Consider the following 26,310-nt stretch of genomic DNA (forward strand, 5'->3'; position numbering starts at 1 on the left):
CGGCAAGGATGCCTGATTTCCGCTTTATTATCAGTAACTTTTATCGAAACCCACCTCTCCGGCTAACGCCAGCCCTTGCCGAAAACGCGGCAGGTTGTCCAGAAACAGTTTCCCCAGACGAGCGGGCACCAGCGGCCCGGCAACATGCGCCGTGATCGTGAGGTTCGGCGTGCGCCAGAACGGATGATCGCCCGGCAGAGGCTCCTTTCGAAACACATCCAGCACCGCCCCGGCAATCTGCCCTTCATGCAAGGCCGTGCACAAATCCGTATCCACCACCGCGGTGCCGCGGCCAACGTTGATAAACAACGCCGAAGGCTTCATCGCGGCAAACACGCCAGCGTGATAGATATCCGTTGTAGCTGGCGTATCCGGCAAAATGTTGATGACGTAATCCGCTGACGCCACTGCCGACGTAAGCGATGATAACCCTTCTACCCGTGCAAACATCGGTATCTCACGCGGTGAATAAGCCACGCCGTACAGCTCCACGCCGAAAGGCTGCAAAAAAGCCGCCACCTCCCGACCGATATCCCCCGCACCGACAATCAGCACCCGACGCCCGAACAACGACCCCGGCAATATCTTTTTCCATTCGCCGTATTGCTGGCTCCGCAGCCGTTGCGATAAATGAAGCTCATGCTGCAACAGGTAAGCCAGCACGTATTCAGCAATAGGCTGGCCAAACACCCCGACGGCCCGGCTCAGCCGATAATCACGCGGCAATCCCTCAGCCAGTAAAGGTTTATAGCCGGCCCAGGTCGATTGCAACCAGCGAGGTTTCACCCCCTGAGCCAACAATTGTGCAGCCTTGTCCGGCTCGCCCACCCAGATCTCACAGGCCTGAGCCTGAGCGGCCTCGCCCGAGCCGATCACCAGCGGTAAGTCCGGCGCCGCCTCATGCAGCACATCCCGTAACTCATCCGCACGGGAATCCAACAGCAGAATAGATGTCATGTTCGTCGTCTGGGAAAAATTCAATGCGACGATAATATATGAAATCGGGATGACGCCAAATAGCGGTAGCTTATGGCTGAGACTGTTTGAAAACGAGAAGAAAAGTAAGATAAAACAGAAAGAAAACTTGGAGCGGGAAACGAGACTCGAACTCGCGACCCCGACCTTGGCAAGGTCGTGCTCTACCAACTGAGCTATTCCCGCGTAGGATGGTTATTCAAAGCGCCTTGAAGCATCTAATTCTTTGTAACCAACTGATTAAAAAGGCTTTAACACTTTAAGGCGTTTGGAATGGCGCTGATTATGGACCGGTTCTCCCGCTATGGCAAGTGCTTTTTCGTGCCATCAGTTTCGTTTGTTTATAATATCGACAATCTGCTGCCCTATGCATCTCCCGGCGGTCGATACAACGCGGCAATGCTACCCCCTAAGTCCTTCTCCCGCCATCGCATCGCCAGGGTGATACCGAAGCAGACAGAGTCGCGCCGGTGCTTTCTCGTTTTCTATCTGTCGGGCAAGAGGGTTATTCAGTATAACCAATCAATATATTTTATTTTTTCACCACCCATCATCATCTATTCCGAGACGTCATAATATCACCGTGGAATAGTTATCATTTTAAGTCGCATACTATTCCGTGCATTTTATCGGCAATATCCGGCGAGCGACATAAATAAGATGCTGTAGATATAAAATCTGATTGAGCACACGCCGGCATTCTGGCAAATTAAACCGACGCCCAATGGCGCATCAATCACTATTGATGTCATGAATTAAAAATAAAGCCATTAATTTCACATAGCGTTATTACTCGACAACACCACAACCACTATTTCATTCTTCTTTATGCAGGCTTTTGAGAAGCAGGTTGCTGGCTCATTTCTGGAGAGAACGCGTATGCTAGATATCAATATATTTTTTTCTTCCCTGCTCGAACGGCAATTACATGATGCCGCCGGGCGCGCCAGTGCCCGGGCGGCAGCGCTGAGCCGTCAGGAATTACATCAAAAAGCCCGTGCGCTGCTCGACCAGCTCACCGGCCTAGACAATGATAGTTATCAGAATGACCGCTGCGGGCAGCCCGCTGACGATGCCCCCGAACGTCTGGCGCGCGCCCGGCAGGCCTCCGACTTCGTCAACGGCCACGCCGCAAATCCGTTCAACGGGCTGACTTACCATCAACTATCGCTGATTGTCTACGATGAAAGCGGCGAGTTTACCCTGAATGAACGCCGGGCCGCCTGGAGCGAAGCCTACTCTCTGGATCAAGCCTGGCGGCAGCACGTCGTCACGCAGGCCCGTCTGAACTACCGCCATCCTCAGTGGCAAATACGCTTTTTTACCGAAGTACTGAAAAATTACCGGGAGCTGCCAGCGATTGAAAAAGCGCAATACCCGCGCCACTACGAGCGGGAATTGCAATGCCACCTGCTGCCCAACCGCGACGGGGCTCACCCCTTCGATTTTTCCGGTCTGGCTGATTACCCGAGCCTGCTGGAGATGCTGCTTGCCATCCGGCAGGATAGCCCCAGACGGGAAATGGCGCCGACTACCGTGAATCCTGCACCTTAAGCCCGGCGGTCAGCCCTCTGATTGACGTCAGTCGCGCGGCCGGGTCGTTGACCGGGGTATGAATGATGAACTCGTTGATGCCAAAACGCTGGTGATAGTGCTGCAACTGGCGGTGGACCTCCGCCGCCGTGCCGTACAGGATGTTCTGTGCCTGTTTCTCGATACGAAACTGCGCGCTGCCGGACTGCTGCACCAGCGTGTCCGCCTGCTCCTGCGACAGTACATTCAGCGGCGCGCGGTCTTCGATATACACCTTGTAGTTATACCGTTCGCCCGCCAGCGCTTTCGCCTCGTCATGGCTGTCCGCCACGATCACCGAGAGCGACAACAGCGCCTGCGCCTGCTCAGGCTGGTACTCGCGCCAGGTCAGCAGCGCTTCCGTCAACAAACTTTCACTGGGCTGGATAAACCCGGCGAACACAAAATTCCAGCCCAGCGACGCCGCCAGGCGCGCGCTTTCCACACTGGCGCCCAGCAGAAAACGTGCCGGCGGCGCCGGCGGCAGCGGTGTAGCGCGCAGGTCGGTATTCGGCGTCGACGCTGGCTCCAGCAGCTCATGCAATTGCCGTAGCTTATCGGCAAACGATATCTGACGCGCCGGGTCAATCTCCTGTTGCAACGCACGGGTCGACAGAGGAAAACCGCCGGGTGCCTTGCCGACGCCCAGATCGACCCGATCCGGCGCCAGCGACGCCAGCACATGGAAATTCTCCGCCACTTTATAGGGACTGTAGTGCTGCAGCATGACCCCACCGGAACCAATCCGGATGCGGCGGGTGTGGGCCAGCAGCCAGGTAATCAATACTTCCGGCGACGATCCCGCCAGTGAATCGGAATTGTGGTGTTCAGACACCCAGAAACGGGAATACCCCGACGCTTCAGCAAGACTGGCCAGTTCGACGGTCCGGGCCAGCGCGTCGGCGGCGGTCATCCCCTCCGCAATCGGGCTTTGATCCAATAAGCCAAGACGATAACTCATATATTTCCCTTTTTTGATCCAGCCTACATTTTCCGCATATTTTCATAGCCCGGAAAAATCCATAAATAACAAAATAGGGTTTGGTTAGTACAAATCCGCACTATTAATAATTCTCACTATTAATAAAATGGGAATCACAATAATCAGCGTAGTGAACTGCATACTTTTCTAACGTATTTTCGTCCTGCTCTCATTCGGGAAATAGGCGTACCCACGGGCTTCAATTTCAATTCTCGAATAAACAAATCACAAAACCCCCTGAGACGTTTTTTTGCTTTGGCATATTCAATTTTGTTGTTTTACATCCCGTATTCTCTCATCAATAGTATTTTCCAGTTTTCTTAACTCTCTATTAACCACCCGGACATGAGATTTCTCCGGCTCGTTATCCATGCCGGAGACGGGTTTCTTTTCGCCAAATTTCGCTGTAGGGAGCATGCTGATGAGTGAAAAAACGATTTCCCGACAAAAGACGAGTCCTGACCAGCGTCAGCTGAGGCTGGGCGTGATATTGCAGGGCGCGGCCGGAAACATGTCGGCCTGGCGACACCGCAATGTGGTGCCGGACGCCAGCATCAATTTCGGGTTTGTACTGGATACCGTGAAAAAAGCCGAGCAGGGAAAATTCGACTTCGCCTTCGTGGCTGACGGTCTGTACATCAACGAGAAGTCTATTCCCCACTTTCTTAACCGGTTCGAACCGCTGACGCTGCTGTCGGCGCTGGCGGCATCAACCCATCACATCGGTTTGGTCGGCACCCTATCCACCTCTTACAGCGAGCCGTTTACCACCGCGCGGCAGTTCGCCAGCCTCGACCATCTGAGCCACGGCCGCGCCGGCTGGAACGTGGTGACCTCGCCGCTGGAAGGGTCGGCGAAAAACTTCTCGCGTGCCCAGCACCCGGAACACGCCCTGCGCTACCGCATCGCCGATGAGTTTCTACAGGTGGTGAAAGGACTGTGGGACTCCTGGGAAGACGACGCGTTTATCCGCGACAAGGCCAGCGGCCGCTTCTTCGACCCGCAGAAACTGCATACGCTGAACCATCAGGGTGAATTCTTCTCGGTCGCCGGGCCGCTGAACATCGGCCGTACGCCGCAGGGCCGGCCGATTATCTTCCAGGCCGGCGCGTCGGATGACGGCAAGAAACTGGCCGCCAGCCACGCGGATGCCATCTTCACCCACCAACACACGCTGGCGGAGGCACAGGCGTTTTACCGCGACGTTAAGCAACAGTTGGTGGAACAAGGGCGGCGCGAAGACCAGTTGCATATCTTTCAGGGCGTCAGCGTGCTGGTGGGCGACAGCGCGGAAGACGTGGAGCGTCAGTATCAGGATACCGCCGCATTGGTCACTATTGAAGATGCGCTCAATTACCTCGGCCGCTACTTCGAACACTACGACTTCTCGCAGCACCCGCTGGATGAACCGTTCCCGGATATCGGCGCGCTGGGCCAGAACAGTTTTCGCAGCACCACCGATGAAATCAAACGCAACGCCCGCGAACGCGGTTTGACCCTGCGCCAGGCAGCGCTGGAAGCCACCACCCCGCGTCCGCTGTTCAGCGGCACGCCGCAACAGGTGGCGGACGGGCTGCAATCGTGGTTCGAACAGCGCGCCGCCGATGGCTTCATCATCCAGAGCGCCACGCCGGACAACTTCACCCGGTTTGTCGATCAGGTGGTGCCGCTGCTGCAACAGCGCGGCCTATTCCGTCGGGAGTACCCCGGCTACACGCTGCGGGAAAGCCTGGCGTTGGATTATCCGGCCAACCGCTACGCCGACGCCCGCCAGCCGGCAGAGGAAACGGCACCGTGAACGCGCGCCACGCCACGCCGTTGCTGCTCGCCGCGCTGTTGTTCAGCGTCAGCGGATATGTGTTCAGCGCCAGCGGACATGTGTTCAGCGCCAGCGGACATGTGTTCAGCGCCAGCGGGCACGCCGGGCCTGCCGTCGTCGGCGGGATCGACCTGCAAGCCAACCAGTTGCCGGTGCGCGCGCCGGGCAATCCGCAGGCCATCGCCGAGATCCCGGCCGGGTTTACCTTTGCCGAACCCGGCACGCTGACGGTGGCGATCTCCAATCACAGCTCCCCGCCGCTGGCGCTGCTGGCGGATGACAACAAGACGCGCATCGGCAGCGATCCGGACATCGCCCGGCTGCTTGCCGACGCGTTGGGGCTGAAGCTCAAGCTGGTACCCACCGCCTGGGAGGACTGGCCGCTGGGCATCGCCTCCGGCCGCTACGATGCCGCCATCATCAATATCGCGGTCACCAAAGCGCGCAAGGAGAGATTCGATTTCGCCACCTACCGCGTCGATACGCTGGGCTTTTACGTCAAATCCACCAGCCGGATTCAGGCGATTCGCGGGCCGGCGGACGTAGCGGGGCTGAAGGTGATCGTCGGTTCCGGCACCAATCAGGAAAATATCCTGTTGGGCTGGGATCGCCAGAACCGCGCGCAGGGCTTGCCGCCGGTGCAACCTGTCTACGTTACCGACGATGCCGCCGCCAACCTGAGTATTCAGTCCGGCCGGGTGGACGCCTTTTTCGGCCCGCACTCCATCGGGGCCTACAAAGCGGCGTTGACCGGCCAAACGCGGATGGTGGGTATCGGCCCCACCGTGGCGCCGGTAGCGGTCACCACCCGCAAGGGCAACGGGCTGGCGCAACCGATCAGCACCGCGCTCAACGGCGTCATCGCCGGCGGGCAGTACGCACAGGTGCTGGACCGCTGGGGCGAGAATGACGAAAAAGTCACACGTTCCGAGGTCAATCCGCGCGGTCTGGACGAATAACCCGACTCGCGCCGCCGTCGATTTTTTATGTTCAAGGAATACGCTATGCAGACTCTCGCCGTTCGTCCGTTTTACCGTCTGGCCGCCACGTTGTTCGGCGGCTGGCTATTGCTCGGCAGCGCGCACGCCGCCGGCATCGATCTGAAGGCTAACCAACAGCCAATCCAGGCGCCCAAAAATCCGCAGGCCATCGCGCAGATTCCGGCCGGATTTACGTTTGTCGAACCGGGCAAACTCACCGTCGCGGTCGCGGCATTAGGCTCCTCGCCGCCGCTGGCCTTTCTGGCGGACGACAACAAAAGCATCATCGGCAGCGAACCGGATATCGCCCGGCTGGTGGCCGACAGCCTCGGACTAGAATTGAATCTGGTATCGACCTCGTGGGAAGACTGGCCGCTGGGCGTCGCCTCCGGCAAGTATGACGTCGCCATCACCAACGTGACGGTGACCAAAGCGCGAAAAGAGCGTTTTGACTTTGCCACCTACCGCGCCGACACGCTGGGCTTCTATGTGAAATCCAGCAGTAAAATCCAGACAATACAGAGCGCCAAAGATATCGCCGGGCTGAAGATTATCGTCGGTTCCGGCACCAATCAGGAAGCCATCCTGCTCGACTGGGACAAGCAAAATCAGGCGGCCGGCCTGCCGCCGTTCCAGCCGGTCTACGTCACCGACGCTGCCGCCGCCAACCTGAGCATTCAGTCCGGCCGCGCCGACGCCACGTTCGGCCCGAACGTCACCGGCGCGTACAAAGCGGCGCTGAATGGGCAGACCCGACTGGTGGGCACCGTCAACGGCGGCTGGCCACAGGTGGCGCATATCGCGGTGACCACCCGCAAAGGCAACGGGCTGGTGACCGCCCTCAATAGCGCGCTTAACGGCGTGATTCAGGGCGGCGAGTACGACCGGGTGCTGAACCGCTGGGGGGAAGGCGTAGAACGCATCAGCCGCTCGGAGATCAACCCGCCGGGTCTGGGCGACGCGCCGCTGTAATCCGCATCCAGCCGCACAGGGAGGACGTTATGTCTGACGAACGCTTTATCATCACCGACCCGGAAGACCACCGCATTGTGCCGGTGTTGGACGGGCTGTTTGCCGAATACCGCCAGCGCTACGGCGATTACTTCGCCCATCGGGATCCAGAGCCGCAGGGGCTTTATTTACCGCCGGACGGCATCTTCATCGTACTGCTGCGCGATGAGCGGCCGATCGCCACCGGCGCGTTCAAACGCTACGACGCCGCCACCGCCGAGCTTAAACGCATCTGGACCGACAGAACCCTGCGGCGTCAGGGGTTAGCCAGACGGGTACTGCACGAGCTGGAGCAACACGCCCGCCGGCTGGGCTACCGGGAGGTATTTCTGACCACCGGTTTCCGTCAGCCGGAAGCGGTCGGGTTGTACCTGAGCGAAGGTTATCAGCCGCAGTTCGATACCCAGATCGACCCGGAATATTACAGCCTGCCGCCGCACGATGGCCGGCTGCCGTTTCGCAAACCACTGTATGACCCGGCCCTTACCCGGACAGCGCATCAGGAACGGGTAAAGGTATAAGCTCATGACGCAATCCATCCATCCTTCGCTGTCCCAGAATTCAGCCGACGCGCCTGCGACGCCGTTACGCGTGGTGCCGACCCGTTATCCGCTGCGCATCGCCGGCGCGCTGTTTTCGCTGTTTATTTTCGCCGGCATCGCCGAATCGGTGGCGCTCAACAGCCGTTGGGAATGGCCGGTGTTCGCCAGCTATTTCTTTAATCCGGTGATTGTGGAAGGGCTGGGGCGCACGCTGCTGCTGACGCTGCTTGGCTCCCTGTTCAGCATCATCGCCGGCACCGGGCTGGCGCTGGCGCGGCTGTCGTCGTCCACGCTACTCAGCACGCTGGCCTGGCTGTACATCTGGCTGTTTCGATCGCTGCCGCTGATTCTGGTACTGATTATCCTCTACAACTTTTCGTACCTGTACGACGCGCTGGCGCTGGGCATCCCCTTCACCTCCATCGAGTTTTTCCGCTACCCGACCATTGATGTGCTCGGCCCATTCGCCGTGGCGGTGCTGGGGCTGACGCTGGTGCAATCGGCCTACACCGCCGAAATTATCCGCGGCGGCATTCTCGGCGTCGACGCCGGGCAGTTCGAAGCCGCCGCCGCGCTCGGCCTGCCGGGTTACCGCCGCACCTGGCGGATTATTCTGCCGCAGGCGCTGCGCTCGATTCTGCCGACCGGTTTCAACGAAATCATCAGCCTGGCCAAAGGGACCTCGGTGGTGTACGTGCTGGCGCTGCCGGAGCTGTTTTACACCGTGCAGGTAATTTACAACCGTACCCAGCAGGTGATTCCGCTGCTGATGGTCGCCACCGTCTGGTATCTGGTGATCACCAGCGTGCTGTCGGTGTTGCAGTATTTTGTCGAACGCTACGTCGCCCGCGGCGCGGTGCGGGAAACGCCGACGCATCCGCTGCGGCGGCTATTCCAGCGCCTGAGCACGCGCCGCCGCTGATTTTCAGGGAGAAGCAACATGTCTGAAGCCATTGATCTCTATTCCATCCCGCGTACCGCGCCCCGCCCCGTAACCGAAAAAGGCCGGATCGACATTCAGGGGGTCGGCAAGTGGTTCGGCGCGCACCGGGCGCTGGATAACATCAGCCTGACGCTGCCGCCCGGTTCGGTCACGGTGATTATCGGGCCGTCCGGTTCCGGCAAATCCACCCTGCTGCGTACCATCAACCATCTGGAGCGGGTGGACGAAGGCACCATCCGTATCGACGGCGACTACATCGGCTACCGCCGCGAAGGCGATACGCTGTACGAACTGAAAGAACGGGAAATTCTGCGCCAGCGCCTCGGCGTCGGTTACGTCTTCCAGAATTTCAACCTGTTCCCGCACCTAACGGTGCTGGAAAACATTATTGAAGCGCCGCGGGTGCACCGGTTGTACCGCCGTGCGCAGGCGCAGAGCGTAGCGCTGGCGCTGCTGGACCGGGTCGGATTACGCCACAAGGCGAACGCTTACCCGCGCCACCTCTCCGGCGGGCAGCAACAACGCATCGCCATCGCCCGCGCGCTGGCGCTCAACCCCAAGGTGATGCTGTTTGACGAACCGACCTCGGCGCTGGACCCGGAACTGGTGGGCGAGGTGCTGGACGTGATCAAGGATCTGGCGCGATCCGGCGTGACGATGGTGATCGTTACCCATGAGATCGGTTTCGCGCGCGAAGTGGCGGATCGGGTGGTGTTTATGGTGGACGGCAGAATCGTGGAAAGCGGCGACGCGCAGCAGGTGCTGAACCATCCAGCCCATCCGCGCACCGTCAGCTTTTTAAACAAGGTGCTCTAAGCTGGGTCCCAATAGATTGGGTCTCAATAGATTGTGTCTCAATAGATTGTGTCCCAATTCCCCGGCTGACGCCGGGGAGAGCGGGTTATTTCAGTCGTTCACGCAGTTCGGTGGACGCCTGCAACAGCGCGGCGCGGGTGGCCGGTACATCGCTCAGCGCATTCAGCAGACCGAAGTCATGGATCATGCCGTTATAGCGCGTGACGGTGACATCCACCCCGGCGGCGTCCAGCTTACGGCCGTAGGCTTCGCCTTCGTCGCGCAGCACGTCCAGTTCCGCGGTTTGAATCAGCGCCGGCGGCAAGCCTTTCAGCTGTTCGCGGGTGCCCTGCAGCGGCGAGGCCAGAATATCGCGGCGCTGCTTGCCGTCGGTGGTGTAGGCATCCCAGAACCATTTCATCATGTTGCGGCTCAGGAAATAACCATTCTGGAACTGCTGGTAAGACGCGGTGTTGAAGTTAGCGTCGGTCACCGGCCAGAACATCACCTGATAGCGAATACGCGGCGTACCGGCCTGTTTGGCCTGCTGCGCCACTGCCGCCACCATGTTGCCGCCCACGCTGTTGCCCGCCAGCGCCAGTCGTGAACCGTCAACGCCGATGTCTTTGCCGTTTTCCGCTACCCAGCGGGTCGCGGCGTACGCCTGACGAATCGCTACCGGATAATGCACTTCCGGCGACCGCGAGTAATCGACGAACACTGCCGCCGCGCCGGACTGTACCACCAGGTCACGCACGAAGCGTTCATGCGTCTGGTAATCCCCCAGAATCCAGCCGCCGCCGTGGAAGAACATGAACACTGGCAGAATGCCGGTGCTGCCCGCTGGTTTGACGATAATCAGCGGGATCTTCTGACCGTCAACGGTAATGGTTTTCTGGGTGACGTCGGCCGCCGGCAGTTTCGCGCCCGCCTGCGCCCCCACCAGCACTTCACGCGCTTCAGCCGGCGACAACTGTTCAAGAGGCTTGCCGCCGCCCGCGTTCAGTTTGTCCAGAAACGCCTGCACATGACGTTCAACATACGGCGCGTTGTTATCCGCTGCGGCGGCATTTCCGGTTACGGCGGCCAGCAAGGCTGCGACAAGACATTTTCTCATGGTGAATTACCCTGTTGTTAAGTGAAAAAGAGTTTATTTTTTAACAAATTACACTTACTTCTCACCTGACTCAGATAACAGTCAGTGTTACATCGATGTTGCCGCGTGTCGCATTGGAGTACGGGCAGACGATGTGCGCTTTCTGTACCAGCTCTTCCGCTACCGCACGGTCCAGACCTGGCAGAGAGATTTTCAGTTCAACTTCGATGCCGAAACCGTTCGGAATCGCACCGATCCCCACGCTACCGTTAATGGTGGTGCCCGCCGGAATCGACACTTTGTCGCGGGCGCCGACGAACTTCAGCGCGCCCAGGAAACAGGCGGAGTAACCGGCCGCGAACAGCTGCTCCGGGTTGGTGCCTTCACCGCCGGCGCCGCCCAGCTCACGCGGAGTGGTCAGCTTGACATCCAGCTGTTGGTCGGAAGAGACCGCCCGACCATCACGGCCGCCGTTAGCCTGGGCATGTGCAACGTAGAGAACTTTTTCAATAGACATCATGTGACTCCTGTGGATGGATTACGCTTATTTGTATCGTTAAAAATTAAATCGTACACTACTTAATTGGTGATAAAAAAACGCGGCCGGCAAGCACGCGTTACATCATATCGACTCATCAAATATGTCTGATGAGGCTGGCGCGCAGCGTTTCCAGATCGTGCTTGATGGCACGCAACTGCTCGATATTACATTCTGACGCGCAGAACACGCCTTCCGGCACCGCCTGTGCTTTATTTTGCAGATCACGCCCGTCATCGGTCAGCTCAATCAGTACCTGACGTTCATCTTCGGTGCCGCGACGGCGCGTTACCAGCCCCGCGGCTTGCAGGCGCTTGAGCAGCGGCGTCAGGGTAGCGGAATCCAGAAACAGGCGCTCACCCAGTTCAGATACCGTCACCCCATCGCGTTCCCACAGCACCAGCATCGCCAGATACTGGGGGTAGGTCAGGTTCAGCTCGGCCAGCAGGCGACGATACAACTTGTTCATTGCCAGATTCGCCGAGTAGAGCGCGAAACAGAGCTGGCCATCCAGTCGGAAGGCGTCATCGCTCAATGCTGGTTTGGTGAATGTCGGTTTGGTGTCGGTATCATTTCTGTTCATGGTCGCCACTCTACATCGCTCAAAATTAAATAGCAAACGATTTAGATTAAAAAATAACAAAAAACGGAAAATAAATTATAATACATTGATAATAAATAAAAACCGGCGAGTGACACCGCCGGTTTTCCATCAACGTCATGCAATACGGCGATTATAAATGCGGATAAACCCCCGGCCCGATCGGCAGCCCCAGCAGATACCACACCACCAACAGCGCCAGCCAGACGGTAAAAAACACCAGCGGATACGGCAGCACCAGCGAGTAATAGGTGCCCAGCCGCGCCTCTTTGTTATAGCGCTGCAGGAATCCGAGGAATAACGGAATGAACGGCGACACCGGTGCCAGCGGGATCACCGACGAATCCGCCACCCGGAACACGATCTGAGCAAACGCCGGATGAAAGCCCAGCAACATGAACATCGGTACGAAAATCGGCGCCAGAATCGACCAGATGGCCGAACCGCTGGCGATGAACATGCACAGGAACGCCGACAGGAAGATCAGCCCGACAAACGCCGGTATCCCGGTCATACCCAGCGACTCCAGCAGGTCGGTCAGCCCGATGGCGATGAACTTGCCCATGTTGCTCCAGTTGAAGAACGCCACGAACTGCGACAGCGGAAACACCATCACGATGAAACCGGCCATGCCCTTCATCGGGTCCACCATCAGCTGTGGCAGGTCGTTCTGGGATTTGATTTGGCCGGTGACCATGCCGTAAGGAATCGACACCACGAAGAAAAACAGGATGATCAACGGCACGATGCCCTGAATAAACGGCGACGGCATCACGGTATGTTTGACCGGATCGCGCAGCGGCCCCCACTCCGGCACCACCAGCAATGCGACGAGAGCGATGAACGCCAGCGCGGCGATACCGCTGGCGCGCAGGCCACGGTTCTGCTCCGGCGTCAGCCGGGACAGATGCTCGTGACGCTCGCCCTGATACGGCGGCAGACGCGGCTCGATGAATTTGTCGGTCAGCAGCGCCCCGGCAATTGTCAATACCACCACCGACGCCGCCATGAAAAACCAGTTATCAATCACGCTGACATGCACCGCCGGATTGATGACCTTGGCCGATTCGGTGCTCAACCCGGACAACAACACATCGGTGGTGACGATCAGCAGATTAGCGGTAAAACCGGAGCCGACGCCGGCTATCGCCGCCAGCAGGCCGGCCACCGGATGACGGCCGACCGCCAGAAAAATCAGCGCGCCCAACGGCGGCATCACCACCAGCGCGGCATCCGACGAGATATGGCTGAAAAAAGCGATAAACAGCACCATGTAGCTGGCATAGCGGGCGCTGACGCGCGAAGCCATTTTGTACATCAGCGTTTGCAGCAGGCCGACGCGCTCCGCCAGCCCGGCCCCCAGCACCAGCGCCAGAATGGCGCCCAGCGGGGTAAATCCACTGAAATTCTTGATGACGTTGGGCAAAATCCATTGCAACCCTTCCACGCTGAGCAGGTTTTTCACCCGCACCACTTCACCGTTGGCCGGGTTGGTGGCGGTAATGCCAAACCAGGAAAACAGCGCGCTGGCCGCCATTAACGCGGCGATCAGGTATACAAACAACAGAAACGGATTGGGGATTTTGTTCCCCACCCGCTCTACCCACTGAAATAGCCCGCCCGGCTGCGGCTGGCTGCTTTCCGCTGTCACACTCATGGTTTTCCCCTCTGTACTGAATTTTATGTGGTTGTTTTGTTGTGATTTATTGTGTTGTGGTTGGTATTGTTGTTATTCGTGTTATCGCTTTTCGGGCAGCCGCGCGACTCGGCTTATCCGGCCCAGAGCTGCGTTGCGGGAACGGCGCAACGCAGGAAATCCCCAGGCAAAACCTCAAGAAAAAAATTTAAGATCAATGTGATAAGGGCGATGGCTGGATACCGGCCGGGATCGGGCAACGGTACGGCGTTTCCTGCCGCTGTTGCCGCCATTCCTGTCGGCAGGCCTGCAATAGCGCGCTATCGGTAAACAGCGCCAGCGCGGTGGCCGACATCACTTTCGCCGCCAGCAGCATGCCCTTGTGCGCCAGCGAGGTGCGACCCTGCGCCACCGCCTGCCAGGTATGCAGCGGCGTGCCGAGCGCGTAACAGGGACTGAAGCATTGGGCGGTCGGCACCAGCCAGCTGACATCCCCGACGTCGGTGGAGCCGGAAAGCAACGCGTCGGTCGGCGCATAGGGCGCGACCTGCGAGGTCAGCGCATGGCCTTTGAGCGAACGGCTGAACGCCTGACCGGCCGTGCCGCCGGTGCGGGCTATGCTCGAAAAATTGCTGGCGATGTCCTCGGCGCTCAGCGTCCGGACGATGTCGGCGGCGTAGTCCTGCTCCTGCGCGCTGTACGCCGGCACGCCAAACGCCTCGACAAAACCGTACATCGCCTGTTCCAACGTCCGGTTGGGCACATAGTTGGAACAAGCCTTATCAAAGCGCACCGTCAGAGTGGTATCGGTCATCAGCGCCGCGCCCCGGGCGATATTCACCACCCGCTCATAGATAGCCTGCGCCTGGTCGATCTGCGGGGCGCGCACCAGATACAACACTTCGGCGTCCGCCTGCACCACGTTGGGCGAATGGCCGCCGGTGTCGGTCACGGCGTAATGCAGCCGGGCTTCGGGAATGATGTGCTCGCGCAGGAAATTGGCGCCGGTGTTCATCAGCGTCACCGCGTCCAGCGCGCTGCGCCCCAGATGCGGCGCGGCCGCCGCGTGCGCCGCCACGCCCTTGAAACGGAACGCGGCCTGAATGTTGGCCAGCGTTGGGGTGCAGAACATGCCGCTGAAGGTTTCCGGGTGCCAGGTCAGCGCCGCATCCACATCGTCGAACACGCCTTCGCGCGCCATAAAGGTTTTGCCGGAACCGCCCTCTTCCCCCGGGCAGCCGTAAAAACGGACGGTGCCGGCCTGCGGGTGTTGTTCCAGCCAGGCTTTGACCGCCAGCACCCCGCCCAGCCCGGCGGTGCCGAGCAGGTTGTGGCCGCAGCCGTGACCGTTACCGCCCGCCGCCAGCGGCGCCGGTGCGGCGCAGCCGGCCTGTTGACTCAACCCGGCCAGCGCGTCGAATTCGCCCAGCAGCGCCACCACCGGCTTACCGCTGCCAAAGCTGGCGACGAACGCGGTGTCGATACCGGCGATGCCGCGCTGCACGCTGAAGCCTTCCGCTTCCAGCGTGCCGGCCAGCCGTTCGGCCGAGTAATGCTCGGTAAAACGGGTTTCCGGGTGATCCCAGATATCATCCGCGATGGCGGCCAGCTGTTGCGCGCGGGCGGCCAGCGCGTCGTTAACCAATCCGACGATCGCCTGGGTCATTGCGCCTCCCCAAACTCGCGGATATTGAGCGCCAGCAGCGCCAGCGTTTTCACCGCCACCGCCATCACGCTTTCGTCAAAATCGAACTTCTCGTTGTGATGCCCGGCGCTGAGTTCGGTGCCGAACACCGCGTAAGACGCCAGACCGCCGTGCGCCTTCACCCGTTCCATCAGGTAGGTGGCGTCTTCAGAGCCGGCCGCGCCGTCTTTGCGGTCGATAATGTGGCTCAGTTCACCGACCCGCCCGGCCTGACGGCGAATAAACGCCACCCATTCCGGACTGGGCTGGCTGCACTGCGCCGCGCCCATCAGCGCGACATCCACCTCGACGCCGTGCATGGCGGCTGCGCCGTCGATCACCTTCAGCGCCTGCTGATAGATAAATTCGTTAACCTCGTTGGTGGCGCCGCGGGTTTCCACTTTCATCATGGCGTGCGACGGCACCACATTGCGCCCGGTGCCGGCCTGCAACACGCCGACGTTGATGCGCGAACTGCCGCCGCTGTGGCGTGGAATGGCATGCAGCCCCAGCGTGGCCTGCGCCGCCGCCAGCAGAGCGTTGCGGCCCTCTTCCGGCCGGCCGCCGGCATGAGACGCCACGCCGCGGTAGGTGACGTCCAGCTTGGTGGTCGCCATGAACGTGTCGTTGCCGCACACCAGATGCCCGTTCGGAATACCGGTGCCGATATGAATGGCGGTGAAATAGTCCACGTCATCCACCACGCCTGCTTCCGCCATCGACTTACCGCCGCGGGTGCCCTCTTCCGCCGGCTGGAACAGAATCTTGATGGTGCCGCACAGTTGATCGCGCATCGCCATCAATACCTGCGCCAACCCCAGCCCAATGGTGGTATGACCGTCATGGCCGCAGGCATGCATCATGCCGGCGTTGCAGGAGGCGAACCCGTCGCGGAATGGGCGGTGATCGTCCGCCAGCTGTTCGTTAAGATCGAGCGCGTCCATATCGACGCGATACCCGATGACCGGGCCGGGGCGACCGGTGTCCAGCGTCGCCACGATGCCGGTAAAACCACCGGAGAAATAGGGCAGCCATTGCGGCAGCGCGCCCTGCGCCAGCGCCCGCTGTTCCTGCGCCTGCAATACCTCGGCCGGCGGCAGCCCCATGCGGGCGTCGGCGTTGATCACCTCCCGTCCGAGCTTAAGCGGGTAGCCCAACTGGTGCAGCGCTTCGGCGACCCGAGTGGCGGTACGAAACTCCAGCCAGCCGGATTCCGCATATTTATGCAAATCGCGGCGCGTTTCCCGCAGCCACGGAATGAGTTGTTCCACGCGTTGAGACAAATCGGAATAAAGAACGTCTGAGTGCATAAGCCTGTTTTCTCTGGTGGTGTTCTGATTCGAAGACGCCCGTGCAACGGACTGTCATTAACTGAAAAAAATGTACACAAACCCACCAGTGTGAATAAGATGTCAGGATCTTTGGCGTGATAAATCATAGTTATCACCAGAACGGCGATCAGAGAACGAGATGACTCAGAACGTAAAGCTGCATCAGTTGCAATCATTCGTAGAAGTGGCGCGCCACGGCAGCATCCGGGCCGCGTCGCGGCAGTTGAATCTGTCGCAACCGGCGCTGACTAAATCCATTCAGGAACTGGAAGCCTGTCTGGGCGCGCGCCTGTTTCTGCGCCACCGCCAGGGGATGGCGCTGACCGACTGCGGCGAAGCCTATTTCCGCCACGCCAGCCTGATTATGGAAGAGTTGCGCGTGGCGCGCGAAGACATCCAGCAGCGGCTCGGGCAGGCCAGCGGACGGGTCAATATCGGGGTCGGCGCCAGCATCGCCCACACGGTGATGCCGGAGATCGTCAGCCGTTTTCACCGGCTGTATCCGCAGGTCAAACTGCGGATCACCGAAGGGCAACTGGTGGCGATGATCCACGAGCTGCGGCAGGGGGAACTGGATTTCACCGTCAATACCTATTCCGGCTCGTCCTATGATAACGAACTGTTATACGAAAAACTGATGGAAAAGGAATACTGCGTGGTAGTGCGGCGCGATCACCCGATTCAACGGGCGCATTCGCTGGAGGATTTACTGGACTACGAGTGGACCATGCCCACCCCGCGCGGCAGTTACTACAAACAGCTGTTTGACCTGTTCGCCACGCTGCCGGTCACGCCCCGGGTCAGCGTCACCTGCGAAACCCTGATGTCCAGCGTCAGTCTGGTCGCCAAAACCGACTTCATCAGCATCCTGTCGCGGGACGTCATCCGCGACCCGATCCTCGGCGAACGCCTGCGGGTGCTGGAGCTGGACCAGCCGCTGCCCAAAGCCACCTTCTATCTGATTCAACGCAAGGACACCATGCTGTCGCCGATGGGCGCTCAATTAGCCAAACTGTTTCGGCGGTATTGCCGGTAACCGGCGCGATGAACGCGTCTGTGGTTTAACGCGTCTGTGGTTTAGCACATCGCTGGTTTAACGCATCGGAGGTTTAATGCATCGCTGGTTTAATGCATCGCTGGTTTAACGCATCGCTGATGCAAAAAAAAAACGGCGACCACCCGCAGGCCGTCGCCGTGGTGAATCTCACGCTAAAGTGAGGCTCACGCTAAAAGCGCCGCGTAAAGCCGGACACCACCGGGTTCAGAACGACGTCCAGTCGTCGCCGGCCTTCTCCTGTCGGGAGGTCTGACTCAGGTTCGCCAGCGCGGCCACCTTCCCGGCCGGTTTGAGTTCCCGGCGCGCCGCCGTGGCGTCGGCCACGCCCGGCAGTTTGAATACCGAGACAATCTCGTTCAGGTGATGCGCCTGTTCTTCCAGCGAAGACGACGTCGCCGAAGACTGTTCGACCAGCGCCGCGTTCTGCTGCGTCACGCTATCCATTTGCGTGATGGCCGTTCCCACCTGGGAAATGCCCTTGCTCTGCTCGCTGGACGCCGAGGCGATTTCCCCCATGATATCCGTCACATTGATGACCGACTTCAGGATGTCCTCCATCGACTTGCTGGCCAGCGATACCTGCTCGTAGCCATTTTTGACATTGTCTACCGACTCGTCGATCAGGGTTTTGATTTCCTTCGCCGCCTGGGCGCTGCGCTGGGCCAGATTTCTGACCTCGCTCGCCACCACCGCGAACCCGCGCCCGGCTTCTCCGGCGCGCGCCGCTTCCACCGCCGCATTCAGCGCCAGGATATTGGTCTGGAAGGCAATACTGTCGATCACATTGATGATATCGACGATTTTCTGCGAACTGTGGGTGATGTTCTGCATGCTGTTGCTTACCGCTTTCACCACGTCGCCGCCGTTGTTGGCCGCTTTTGACGCATCCCGCGCCAGCGAACTGGCCTGATGGGCGCTATCCGCGTTCTGTTTCACCACCGCGCTCAGCTGTTCCATGCTGGCGGCGGTTTCGCTCAGGGCGGCGGCCTGTTCTTCGGTGCGAGAGGACAGGTCGGCGTTACCGGCGGCGATCTCGCTGCTGCCGTGATAAATCTCGCTGGCGCTCCGGCGAATATCGGCCACCGTTTTTATCCAGTTCTGCTGCATGGCGTTAACAAACGGAATTAACTGCCCAATCTCATTACGCCCCATTTCGCCAATTGTCGAATCCAGTTGCCCGTTCGACAGAATCTGCAAATGCGCTTTAACCTTTTCCAGCGGGCGGCCCATTTGAATAGCGAGATAGCGGTCGGTTAATATCACCACGCACAACCCAACAATCATGGCGACGATCAGCGTAACCTTACACCAGTATACCCAGGCTGAAATGCGGGCCTGCGCATCGGTTTTCAGGTTTTTAATAATCTGGTTATATTCGTTAATGGCGGTGGTGAATTTTACCCGCAGCGGGTTGTATTTCTCCCTGACGAGTTTGTTATAGGCATCGTGATTATTCTGCCTGACCGCGTCCAGCATCGGCACAATCGCTTCGCTGAACAGCTGGTAGGAACTATTGTAAATATCATCAATGATGTTGCTGCTGATATTGGCGTGGTCGGTAGCCTTGAACTGCGCCAGCCCGCCTTTCAGAAAATCCACGTCCGCCGCGGCATCGTTAAGCAACGTGCGCACGCGATCGCTGTTATTTTCGGCAATGGCCGCTTCATCCATCGACAATTTAACTTTGTAGTAACGATCGCTGGCGCCGTTAATAATGTCGCCGTTAGTTTGCTGCACATTCGTCAGGCCAATCTCGCCGGTCAGACTATTTAGTGAATACAGAGAAAAAAACGACACTCCGCCCCATAACAGGGTGAATATGATCAGGATAGCCAGCATCATAATTTTAACCCTGACGTTACAAATAAAACTCATTTAATACCTCTCGATCATGCGATTGATTATTAGTTTTATAGCTGTTGACTCGGGCTTATTTTAATTAATTGTTATCCGCCTCCTTTTATCGCAGCAGAGATGCCTGCTATATCGGCCATTCCGCCTTTTTATTTAACCGGCAAGCTGAAAATGATAAGTAAGAAATATATTTAAAAAAATATATTTCTTATTCGCTGGCAGACCGTATAAGAGCATAATGAAGGGTTTTCCCGGCGTTAAAACTGTGCTGAGGTGAGCGGCTTCGTCGTGTGAGCTGCATGGATGATGAGATGGCCGCTCCAACTTAGGCGGCGTCGTTTTTGCCATACTGAGAGCATCACACTTCAGTTACAGCAGGAGCGTCCACATGCAAGTATCAGGCCTTGGCATTGATTTGGCAGTAAAATGTTTTCTCAGCTTCATGGCGTTGATCATTGCGGGGCACAACTGTATTGCGCCTGCTCCTGCGCAGAAACGCATTGCTGCCATTTCTGGCGCAGTTGTCGCCCTGTTTAATTGGTATGGAAGCCTGTGCATCAGCTCATCACTTCGCTCGTCGTTTGATGCAGTACGGCGCTGACGGTCAGGTTGATTTTTTCCAGCTCATGTTGTGCCGTGTGTTCAGCGGGATCAGCTCCGGGACGCGATCGCTTATGCAGAGGCGCATTTGTGCAGCGGTAGTCCGACCCCAGATGCTGTTTTTGTTGCTGTGAAACGTAGCGAGGCAGCTGGCGATATTAGCTGATGCATACTGCGCGGCGTCCTGCTGATTCTGGTAAGGGTTCAGCCAGCACGGCCAGCTTGCGGCCGCTCTTCTGGCCGAGTTCTGTTGTGGTTCATTGATCAGCGACTGGCGCTGATCCCGCGCGGCGTTCGCTCCCGGCGCGGGCTGGTTCAGCCGCTGCCGCAGCGCCAGCCAGGCCGCCTCATCCAGCCCCATTAGCCGGGGGAAACAGGCTGCGCCGGCGTCATGTAGCGTCAGCAGTCGCCGCAGCCAGAACTCCGCCCCGTCCATCACGCCGCACCCTGCGCACGTTCCCCGGCGGGGCGTGCCTGCTGACGTTGCCGCCACCAGCGGCCCAGCACCTCGGCGACATTCTGCCAGGCCCCTTCCACGTTGGGCTGGATCCCCTGCTGCTCCAGCTTCTGCCACGGCGCATAGCCGATGCGGGCGCAAAACACCGCCTCTACGTCCGCCAGCAACGCCAGCATCGCCGCCATGCGATCTTCGCTGTCGGCGGGTTCGCAGTCATCGCTGCCACGGCAATATTTAGGCGCGAAACGTTCGTTGACCAGCACCACGCCCGCGGCCGACAGGCTGTAGATTTGAAAGCGTTCGGCATGGCCGAAATGGCAGTCGATCACCTCGCCGCCGGACGACGCCACCGCCACCAGACAGGCATCCGGCTCTTCGGATTCGCCCCGCGAGGCGATGCTGGCGTGTACCTGCGCGCGCTGGTGCAACAGCGGCAGATAAGGTTGCGGCTCAGCGGGCAACGATGACAGCCGGAACTGCTGGCTACGGTCTTCCCCCAGCATGCCGATGGCGTCCGCCCGGCACTGCTGACAATGCGCCATCTGCGGCATCGCCGCGCCGCACTGCGTCCGCACCGCCGCCAGCGCGTCGGCGTCCGGTTCCGGCTGGCCGTTGAGGCCGAACACCGTGCCGTGTTCCGGTCGGGCGATCAGCGGCATGATGTTGTGCAAAAATGCCCCCCAGCGCCGCGCCTGCTGGCTGACCTCGAACAAATGCCGATCGTTGATGCCGGGGATCAGTACCGAGTTGATCTTCACCAGCACGCCGTTTTCCGTCAGTCGCCGGATCCCCTCCTGCTGGCGCTCCAGCAGGATCATGCCCGCCTCACGCCCGGTATAGCGATCGCCATCCAGCCACAGCCAGGCATAGATCTGCGCCGCAATATCCGCATCGAGCGCGTTGACCGTCACCGTGACGTGATCGACGCCGACATCCAGCAGCCGATCCACCGCCTCCGGCAGCATCAGACCGTTGGTGGACAGGCATAGCTTGAGGTCCGGCAACTGCTCGCGCAGCAGCGTCAGGGTGCGGAAGGTGCGGGCGATATTCGCCAGCGGGTCGCCCGGCCCGGCGATGCCGACCACCGACAGCTGCGGGATGGCCGCCGCCACCTGATGCGCTTTCGCCACCGCCTGCTCCGGCGTCAGCAGTTCGGACACCACGCCGGGCCGGGATTCGTTACTGCAATCGTATTTGCGATTGCAGTAGTGGCATTGCAGGTTACAGGCGGGCGCTACCGCCAGATGCATACGGGCGTAGTGATGGTGCCCGCTCACCGAGTAGCAGGGGTGATGCGCCACCTTGCTGGCTTGCAGCGGAGTAAAACGGTCGGTCTGGTCGGAACGGCAGCCGGATGCGGAAGGGCAGGATGTCATGGTTATGGCCTATGCGAAGAAAGAAATCATACCCGGAAGGTGCAAGAGCCATACCGCATGACATAAAAATTTATTGATTTAAAAACAATATGATGCGAATAAAACCGTCAGGCGGGTTTGTCGGGATTGTGGCATTCGGCCGACAATGTGCCACATATCACAATCGGCCACACATTCATCCGCCCCACCACAATCTGCCACACTACAATCTGCCACACTACAATCGGCCACACACTCATCTGCCACACGCCTTAATCCCGACGGCCGCTTAAAGACGGTGCATATTGATGTCCATAATCTGGATGCGATAGGCCACCTGCCGCGGCGTCATCCCCAGTAACCGCGCCGCCTTAGCCTGTACCCAGCCGGTTTTCTCCAGCGCGGCGATCAGCCGCTGGCGTTCATCCAGATTCTGATCGAGCCAGCCCTCTTCGGCGGCGGCCGGCGGCGTCGGTTTGTTCATCATCGGTATCGCGTCGTGGTGGTTAAACAGGATGACGTCACGGTCGATCAACCCGCTGTCGGTCATCACCGCCGCCCGCTCCAGACAGTTCTCCAGCTCGCGCACGTTGCCCGGCCAGTTGTATCCCATCAGCAGGCGGATGGCGCCGTCGCTGATGCGCAGCGTCCGCCCCTGATGCGCGGCGATCTTTTTCACCAGAAACTGCGCCAGTTCGACAATGTCCTCCTGCCGTTCCCGCAGCGGCGGCAGCGATACCGGCATCACGTTCAGCCGGTAGTAGAGATCTTCGCGGAAATGACCGGCGCGCACCTCTTCCTCCAGATGACGGTTGGTGGCGGCGATAATCCGCACATTAACGCGCAGGGTTTCGTCGCCGCCTACGCGCTCCATCTCCCCTTCCTGCAGGATGCGCAGCAGTTTGGCCTGAAACGAAGCGCTGCTTTCGCCGATTTCATCCAAAAACAGCGTGCCGCCGTCCGCCAGTTCAAAGCGCCCTTTGCGCTGACGCACCGCGCCGGTGAAGGCGCCTTTTTCATGGCCGAACAGTTCGCTTTCCAGCAGGTTGTCCGGCAGCGCCGCGCAGTTGAATTTCACGAACGGCGCCGCCGCGCGCGGCGAATTGTAGTGGATAGCGTTCGCCACCAGCTCTTTACCGGTGCCGCTCTCGCCGCGCACCAGCACCGTGGTATCCCAGCGCGATACCTGACGGATGATCTCCAGCGTCTGGCGCATCGCCACGCTGGTTCCCACCATGCTGTCAAAACCGAACGGCCGCGGCGTCTTGCAGGCGGCCGGGCGGTTCACGGCTGATGGCGGCTCGCCATCACGCTGAGGCGCACGCATCAGCCGAACCGTCTGCACGATCAGGCTGGCCACCGTTTCCAGAAAACGGGTGCTGGCCGGCAGACGTTCCTCGTAGCGCGCCATCGGCTGCGCCGCCAGCACGCCGATCGGCTGTTGTTCGATGCCCAGCAGCGGCACGCCGATGAACGGCAGTTCGTAGTCGTACAGGCTAAGCCGGTCGAGAAAACGCTGGTCATCCGCCACGCGCGGCAACACCAGCGGCTGACGCTGGGCCATCACCGCGCCCACCAGCCCTTCGCCCGGCCGGTAGCACACCTGGCTGCTGCTGGATGCCACCCGTTCATCCTCACAGTGCAGCGCCTCCACCCTCAGCGCGCCGCGCTGCGGGTCATACAGGCAAATCATGCTGTGCTGCATAAAGGCGTCATCATGCAGCACCCGCAGCACCGCCTGCAGCGCCTGCCCCACATCGGTCGCCCGGCTCAGCGCCGCGCTGATGCGTTGCACCGCCGTAAACTGCTGAGACAAATCAAAACGCCATACCACGTGGCCCGTATCGGATGCCTGTGTCATTTTGAGCCTCCTGTTAGTGAAGGGGAGTGTCCTGTTAGTGACGCGGAAAGTCCTGTGGGTGAGGCTGATAGCGGGAAGCGCAGGGTCAGACAGGTGCCGCCGCCCGGACGGGAGGTCAAGTCTATCGCCCCCTGATGATGGGCTACCAGCGTTTGAATCAGGCGCAGTTCCATGCCTTTGCCCGGCGAGGTGAGCGCGGTCTGGGTGCTGACGTAGCGCACCTGTTCCAGCGGCACGTTGTCTTCCAGATACAACGCCAGCCAGTCGCCGTCCTGCCGGGCGAACAGATGCACTGAAAGTGCGAAGGGTCGAATTTCTCCCGCCAGCGCCAGCGTACGATCCAGCCACAGGCTGAGGCAGGCCAGAATCTGGGTGCGCTGGCCGAATCCGACCAGTTGCGGCGTTTCCAGCTCGTAGCGCAACTGGTCGCCGTCGGTAAAGCGGGTGTGATACAGCGCGGCCAGATCCTCGGCCAGCGTGCCGAGCGGCCAGTCCGCCACGGGTTCGAAATCCAGCGACGGGCGGCAGGACTGTAGCCGCGCCACCGCTTCTTCGCCTTCGCGCCAGGCGGACTCCAGCGCCACGTTGCTGCGGTCTTCGCCGTTGAGCCGGCGGGCGGCCGCCAGCATGTTGAGCGGACAGTTGAGCTGAATCAGCGCCGCATCCAACGACTCGCGGATCGCCGCCAGCAGCTTGCCGTTGGTCATCTGCTGTTTGAGGCGGTCGATCCGCCCCTGCTGGTGTTGCTGCTGCTGTTCGGTGCAGTCGCTGATGACGAGCAGCGTGCGCGGCAGCGCGGTATCGGTGAAATAGCGGCTGGCTTCTTCATTGACGCCGGGCAGCGCCCAGCAGCCGAGCGTCAGCCAGCGCACCGCGCCGCGGACGGTGACCGGCAGCGCCGCGCCTTGCTGCAGCGCCGCTTTATTGGCCGGATAATCCAGCACCGCCAGCAGCTCGCGGCCACCGCAGTCGGCGCACAGTGTCTTGTAAGCCAGATTATCCATGATCACCCGGTCCTGCTCGTCCACCACCACCACCGCCGCCGGAATGTTATTCAGCACCGCGGTGATCAGCGTCATGTGGTTGCGCAGCCGCTGCTCCAGCGCATAGCCGGCGCTGATGTCCTTGTGCATACCGAGGTAGTGCTCCACCTCGCCGCGGGAATTGAAAATCGGCGTGATGTCGATTTCGGCCAGATACAGGCTGCCGTCGCGGCGGCGGTTAATCAGTTGACCGCGCCAGGCATTCCCCTGCAACAGCGTCTGCCATAGCGCCTGATACACCTCGGCCGGGGTTTGCTGGCTGGCGAGAATGCGATGATTCTGCCCGAGCAACTGCGGCAGGTTATAGCCGGTCAGGCGGCAAAACGCCGGGTTGGTGTACACGATATGGGCGTGCGGGTCGGTCAGGGAGATCGCCACCGACGACTGCTCCACCACGGTGGAAAACAGCGACGGGTGCTGTCGGGACAGATGGCTGGCGATTTCGCCCAGCGGAAAAGATTCCGCCATCACATGCATGGACATAGGGTGACTCCCTTACGGTTTGGCGGCGGGGATGTCGGCTTTTCGACAATTTGTCGCAGGCTGCGACACCCCGTCCGGCTGGCGAATTACGGGGAATAACCATGCAAACACTGCACCTTTTATTGATTAAGAAGACTAAACATTGATCCGGATCCCTGTTTTGCCGCCAAAAACCGTCAAACCCCGCAACCATGCGCGTTTATCAGGGGAAAAAGCCGCCTCGCCAGTACAAAAAAAGCACAACAAAAGTGCAGCCGTGCGCCATCAATGTGCAGAAAAATCCATGTGGCGCACCGGCCAAAACTGGCACGGGATTCGCACTAACAGAATTCGTAACAGGATTCACAACATGAACGAACGGCCTGATGCCTCCTTCCAGGAGCGCCGTTTTCTTCATTACCGGTTTTTCTCTTCATCATCACGCTGTCAGGAGCATAACTATGGCGAACATTGGCATTTTCTTTGGCACCGATACCGGCAAAACCCGCAAAATCGCCAAACTGATTCATCAGAAGCTGGGCGAGGCGGCGGACGCGCCGGTCAACATCAACCGTACCTCGCTGGAGACGTTTCTGTCCTATCCGGTGCTGCTGCTGGGCACCCCGACGCTGGGCGACGGCCAGTTGCCCGGCATCGAAGCCGGTTGCGAAGCGCCGTCCTGGCTGGAATTCGCCGATGAACTGGCGGGTGCCGACCTGAAAGGGAAAATCGTCGCGCTGTTCGGGCTGGGGGATCAGCAGGGCTACCCGGACAATTTCGCCAGCGGCCTGAAACCGCTCTACGACGTCATGACCGATCTGGGCGCGCGCGTGGTGGGCGACTGGCCGAGCGACGGCTACGAATTCAACGCCTCCGCCGCGTTGCAGGAAGACCGGTTTGTCGGTCTGGTGCTGGATCAGGACAACCAGCACGACCTGACGGAACAGCGCCTCGACAACTGGCTGGCGCAAATCAAGTCCACCATCCTGTAATGCCGCGCGGCAGCCTGTGCCGTGTGTCCTTTCATCCCACGTCATCCCTTCCCGGCCTGTTGCTCCGTCAGGGCAACGGCCGGGTCGCCCGCGCCCGCCAACGGCGTTTCCCATCGTCGTGCGT

The 26,310-nt window shown here is 59.7% G+C and carries 22 protein-coding genes, 1 tRNA gene and 1 pseudogene; 11 read left to right on the forward strand and 13 right to left on the reverse strand.

The features are described 5' to 3' along the window. Window positions 1-30: 30 nt before the first annotated feature. Complete coding sequence (locus DDA898_RS18765) at window positions 31-957, reverse strand: D-2-hydroxyacid dehydrogenase (protein ID WP_038912023.1); 927 nt, start codon at window positions 955-957, stop codon at window positions 31-33. A 128-nt stretch (window positions 958-1,085) separates the two neighbouring features. Beyond that, a tRNA-Gly gene (locus DDA898_RS18770) sits at window positions 1,086-1,161 on the reverse strand. An 87-nt stretch (window positions 1,162-1,248) separates the two neighbouring features. Here DDA898_RS18770 and DDA898_RS18775 point away from each other — a divergent pair. Then, window positions 1,249-1,551 carry a hypothetical protein gene (locus DDA898_RS18775; RefSeq protein WP_038912024.1) on the forward strand — a complete coding sequence of 101 codons (303 nt, stop codon included), beginning with the start codon at window positions 1,249-1,251 and terminating at the stop codon, window positions 1,549-1,551. 303 nt (window positions 1,552-1,854) lie between these two features. Further along, window positions 1,855-2,529, forward strand: coding sequence for a hypothetical protein (locus tag DDA898_RS18780; protein ID WP_038912025.1), 675 nt, complete (start codon window positions 1,855-1,857; stop codon window positions 2,527-2,529). On the opposite strand, the gene DDA898_RS18785 is transcribed toward DDA898_RS18780, so the two are convergent. Continuing rightward, window positions 2,507-3,508: an LLM class flavin-dependent oxidoreductase gene (locus tag DDA898_RS18785; RefSeq protein ID WP_038912026.1), complete on the reverse strand. Its 1,002-nt coding sequence runs from the start codon at window positions 3,506-3,508 to the stop codon at window positions 2,507-2,509. The two genes, DDA898_RS18780 and DDA898_RS18785, sit on opposite strands and share 23 nt — an antisense overlap. 442 nt (window positions 3,509-3,950) lie before the next feature. Between DDA898_RS18785 and DDA898_RS18790 the strand changes: the two genes are divergently transcribed. The 6 genes from DDA898_RS18790 (at window position 3,951) to DDA898_RS18815 (ending at window position 9,640) form a co-directional block, all read left to right on the forward strand. Beyond that, window positions 3,951-5,327 (forward strand): LLM class flavin-dependent oxidoreductase, encoded by a 1,377-nt coding sequence (locus tag DDA898_RS18790; RefSeq protein ID WP_038912652.1) that lies wholly within the window; start codon window positions 3,951-3,953, stop codon window positions 5,325-5,327. A gap of 101 nt (window positions 5,328-5,428) precedes the next feature. Next, the gene (locus DDA898_RS18795; RefSeq protein WP_050572851.1) at window positions 5,429-6,307 is read left to right on the forward strand and encodes an ABC transporter substrate-binding protein; all 879 of its coding nucleotides are present in this window, start codon (window positions 5,429-5,431) and stop codon (window positions 6,305-6,307) included. A 45-nt stretch (window positions 6,308-6,352) separates the two neighbouring features. After that, window positions 6,353-7,300, forward strand: a complete 948-nt coding sequence (locus DDA898_RS18800) for an ABC transporter substrate-binding protein (protein WP_038912027.1) — start codon at window positions 6,353-6,355, stop codon at window positions 7,298-7,300. Between the two features lie 29 nt (window positions 7,301-7,329). Continuing rightward, window positions 7,330-7,860: a GNAT family N-acetyltransferase gene (locus DDA898_RS18805; protein ID WP_038912028.1), complete on the forward strand. Its 531-nt coding sequence runs from the start codon at window positions 7,330-7,332 to the stop codon at window positions 7,858-7,860. A gap of 4 nt (window positions 7,861-7,864) precedes the next feature. After that, window positions 7,865-8,803 carry an amino acid ABC transporter permease gene (locus tag DDA898_RS18810; protein WP_038912029.1) on the forward strand — a complete coding sequence of 313 codons (939 nt, stop codon included), beginning with the start codon at window positions 7,865-7,867 and terminating at the stop codon, window positions 8,801-8,803. A gap of 18 nt (window positions 8,804-8,821) precedes the next feature. Beyond that, entirely contained in the window at window positions 8,822-9,640 is an 819-nt protein-coding gene (locus DDA898_RS18815; RefSeq protein WP_038912030.1) for an amino acid ABC transporter ATP-binding protein, read from the forward strand. Between the two features lie 85 nt (window positions 9,641-9,725). Here the strand turns inward: DDA898_RS18815 and DDA898_RS18820 are convergent, their stop codons facing one another. The 6 genes from DDA898_RS18820 to DDA898_RS18845 form a co-directional block, all read right to left on the reverse strand. Continuing rightward, window positions 9,726-10,736, reverse strand: a complete 1,011-nt coding sequence (locus DDA898_RS18820; protein ID WP_038912032.1) for an alpha/beta hydrolase — start codon at window positions 10,734-10,736, stop codon at window positions 9,726-9,728. 70 nt (window positions 10,737-10,806) lie between these two features. After that, window positions 10,807-11,232 (reverse strand): organic hydroperoxide resistance protein, encoded by a 426-nt coding sequence (locus DDA898_RS18825; protein WP_033112099.1) that lies wholly within the window; start codon window positions 11,230-11,232, stop codon window positions 10,807-10,809. Window positions 11,233-11,350: 118 nt separating this feature from the next. Further along, a complete protein-coding gene (locus DDA898_RS18830; protein WP_050570289.1) occupies window positions 11,351-11,836 on the reverse strand; it encodes a MarR family winged helix-turn-helix transcriptional regulator in 486 nt (161 codons plus the stop codon). Window positions 11,837-11,987: 151 nt separating this feature from the next. Next, on the reverse strand, window positions 11,988-13,511 hold the full coding sequence (abgT, locus tag DDA898_RS18835; protein ID WP_038902168.1) for a p-aminobenzoyl-glutamate transporter: 1,524 nt from the start codon (window positions 13,509-13,511) through the stop codon (window positions 11,988-11,990). A 193-nt stretch (window positions 13,512-13,704) separates the two neighbouring features. Continuing rightward, window positions 13,705-15,156, reverse strand: a complete 1,452-nt coding sequence (locus DDA898_RS18840; protein WP_038912033.1) for a M20 family metallopeptidase — start codon at window positions 15,154-15,156, stop codon at window positions 13,705-13,707. After that, on the reverse strand, window positions 15,153-16,484 hold the full coding sequence (locus DDA898_RS18845) for a M20 family metallo-hydrolase (RefSeq protein WP_013319615.1): 1,332 nt from the start codon (window positions 16,482-16,484) through the stop codon (window positions 15,153-15,155). Before DDA898_RS18845 ends, DDA898_RS18840 begins: the two co-directional genes overlap by 4 nt. A gap of 160 nt (window positions 16,485-16,644) precedes the next feature. Between DDA898_RS18845 and DDA898_RS18850 the strand changes: the two genes are divergently transcribed. Next, on the forward strand, window positions 16,645-17,541 hold the full coding sequence (locus tag DDA898_RS18850; protein WP_013319616.1) for a LysR family transcriptional regulator: 897 nt from the start codon (window positions 16,645-16,647) through the stop codon (window positions 17,539-17,541). A 225-nt stretch (window positions 17,542-17,766) separates the two neighbouring features. Here the strand turns inward: DDA898_RS18850 and DDA898_RS18855 are convergent, their stop codons facing one another. Beyond that, window positions 17,767-19,437 (reverse strand): methyl-accepting chemotaxis protein, encoded by a 1,671-nt coding sequence (locus DDA898_RS18855; RefSeq protein ID WP_038912034.1) that lies wholly within the window; start codon window positions 19,435-19,437, stop codon window positions 17,767-17,769. 367 nt (window positions 19,438-19,804) lie between these two features. On the opposite strand from DDA898_RS18855, the pseudogene DDA898_RS23860 reads away from it, so the two are divergent. After that, window positions 19,805-20,152 (forward strand): annotated as a pseudogene (locus DDA898_RS23860) (IS110 family transposase); the annotation flags it as partial. 299 nt (window positions 20,153-20,451) lie between these two features. Here DDA898_RS23860 and nifB read toward each other — a convergent pair. The 3 genes from nifB to nifL form a co-directional block, all read right to left on the reverse strand. Then, on the reverse strand, window positions 20,452-21,849 hold the full coding sequence (gene nifB, locus DDA898_RS18865; protein WP_038912035.1) for a nitrogenase cofactor biosynthesis protein NifB: 1,398 nt from the start codon (window positions 21,847-21,849) through the stop codon (window positions 20,452-20,454). 268 nt (window positions 21,850-22,117) lie between these two features. Beyond that, entirely contained in the window at window positions 22,118-23,689 is a 1,572-nt protein-coding gene (nifA, locus tag DDA898_RS18870) for a nif-specific transcriptional activator NifA (RefSeq protein WP_038912037.1), read from the reverse strand. Then, entirely contained in the window at window positions 23,686-25,215 is a 1,530-nt protein-coding gene (gene nifL, locus DDA898_RS18875) for a nitrogen fixation negative regulator NifL (protein WP_038912038.1), read from the reverse strand. The genes nifA and nifL overlap by 4 nt, the downstream gene beginning before the upstream one ends. Before the next feature lie 440 nt (window positions 25,216-25,655). On the opposite strand from nifL, the gene DDA898_RS18880 reads away from it, so the two are divergent. Then, on the forward strand, window positions 25,656-26,186 hold the full coding sequence (locus DDA898_RS18880; protein WP_013319623.1) for a flavodoxin: 531 nt from the start codon (window positions 25,656-25,658) through the stop codon (window positions 26,184-26,186). Window positions 26,187-26,310 lie beyond the last annotated feature (124 nt).

Origin of the sequence: Dickeya dadantii NCPPB 898 (genome assembly GCF_000406145.1) — a bacterium.
Classification (GTDB): Bacteria; Pseudomonadota; Gammaproteobacteria; order Enterobacterales; family Enterobacteriaceae; genus Dickeya; species Dickeya dadantii.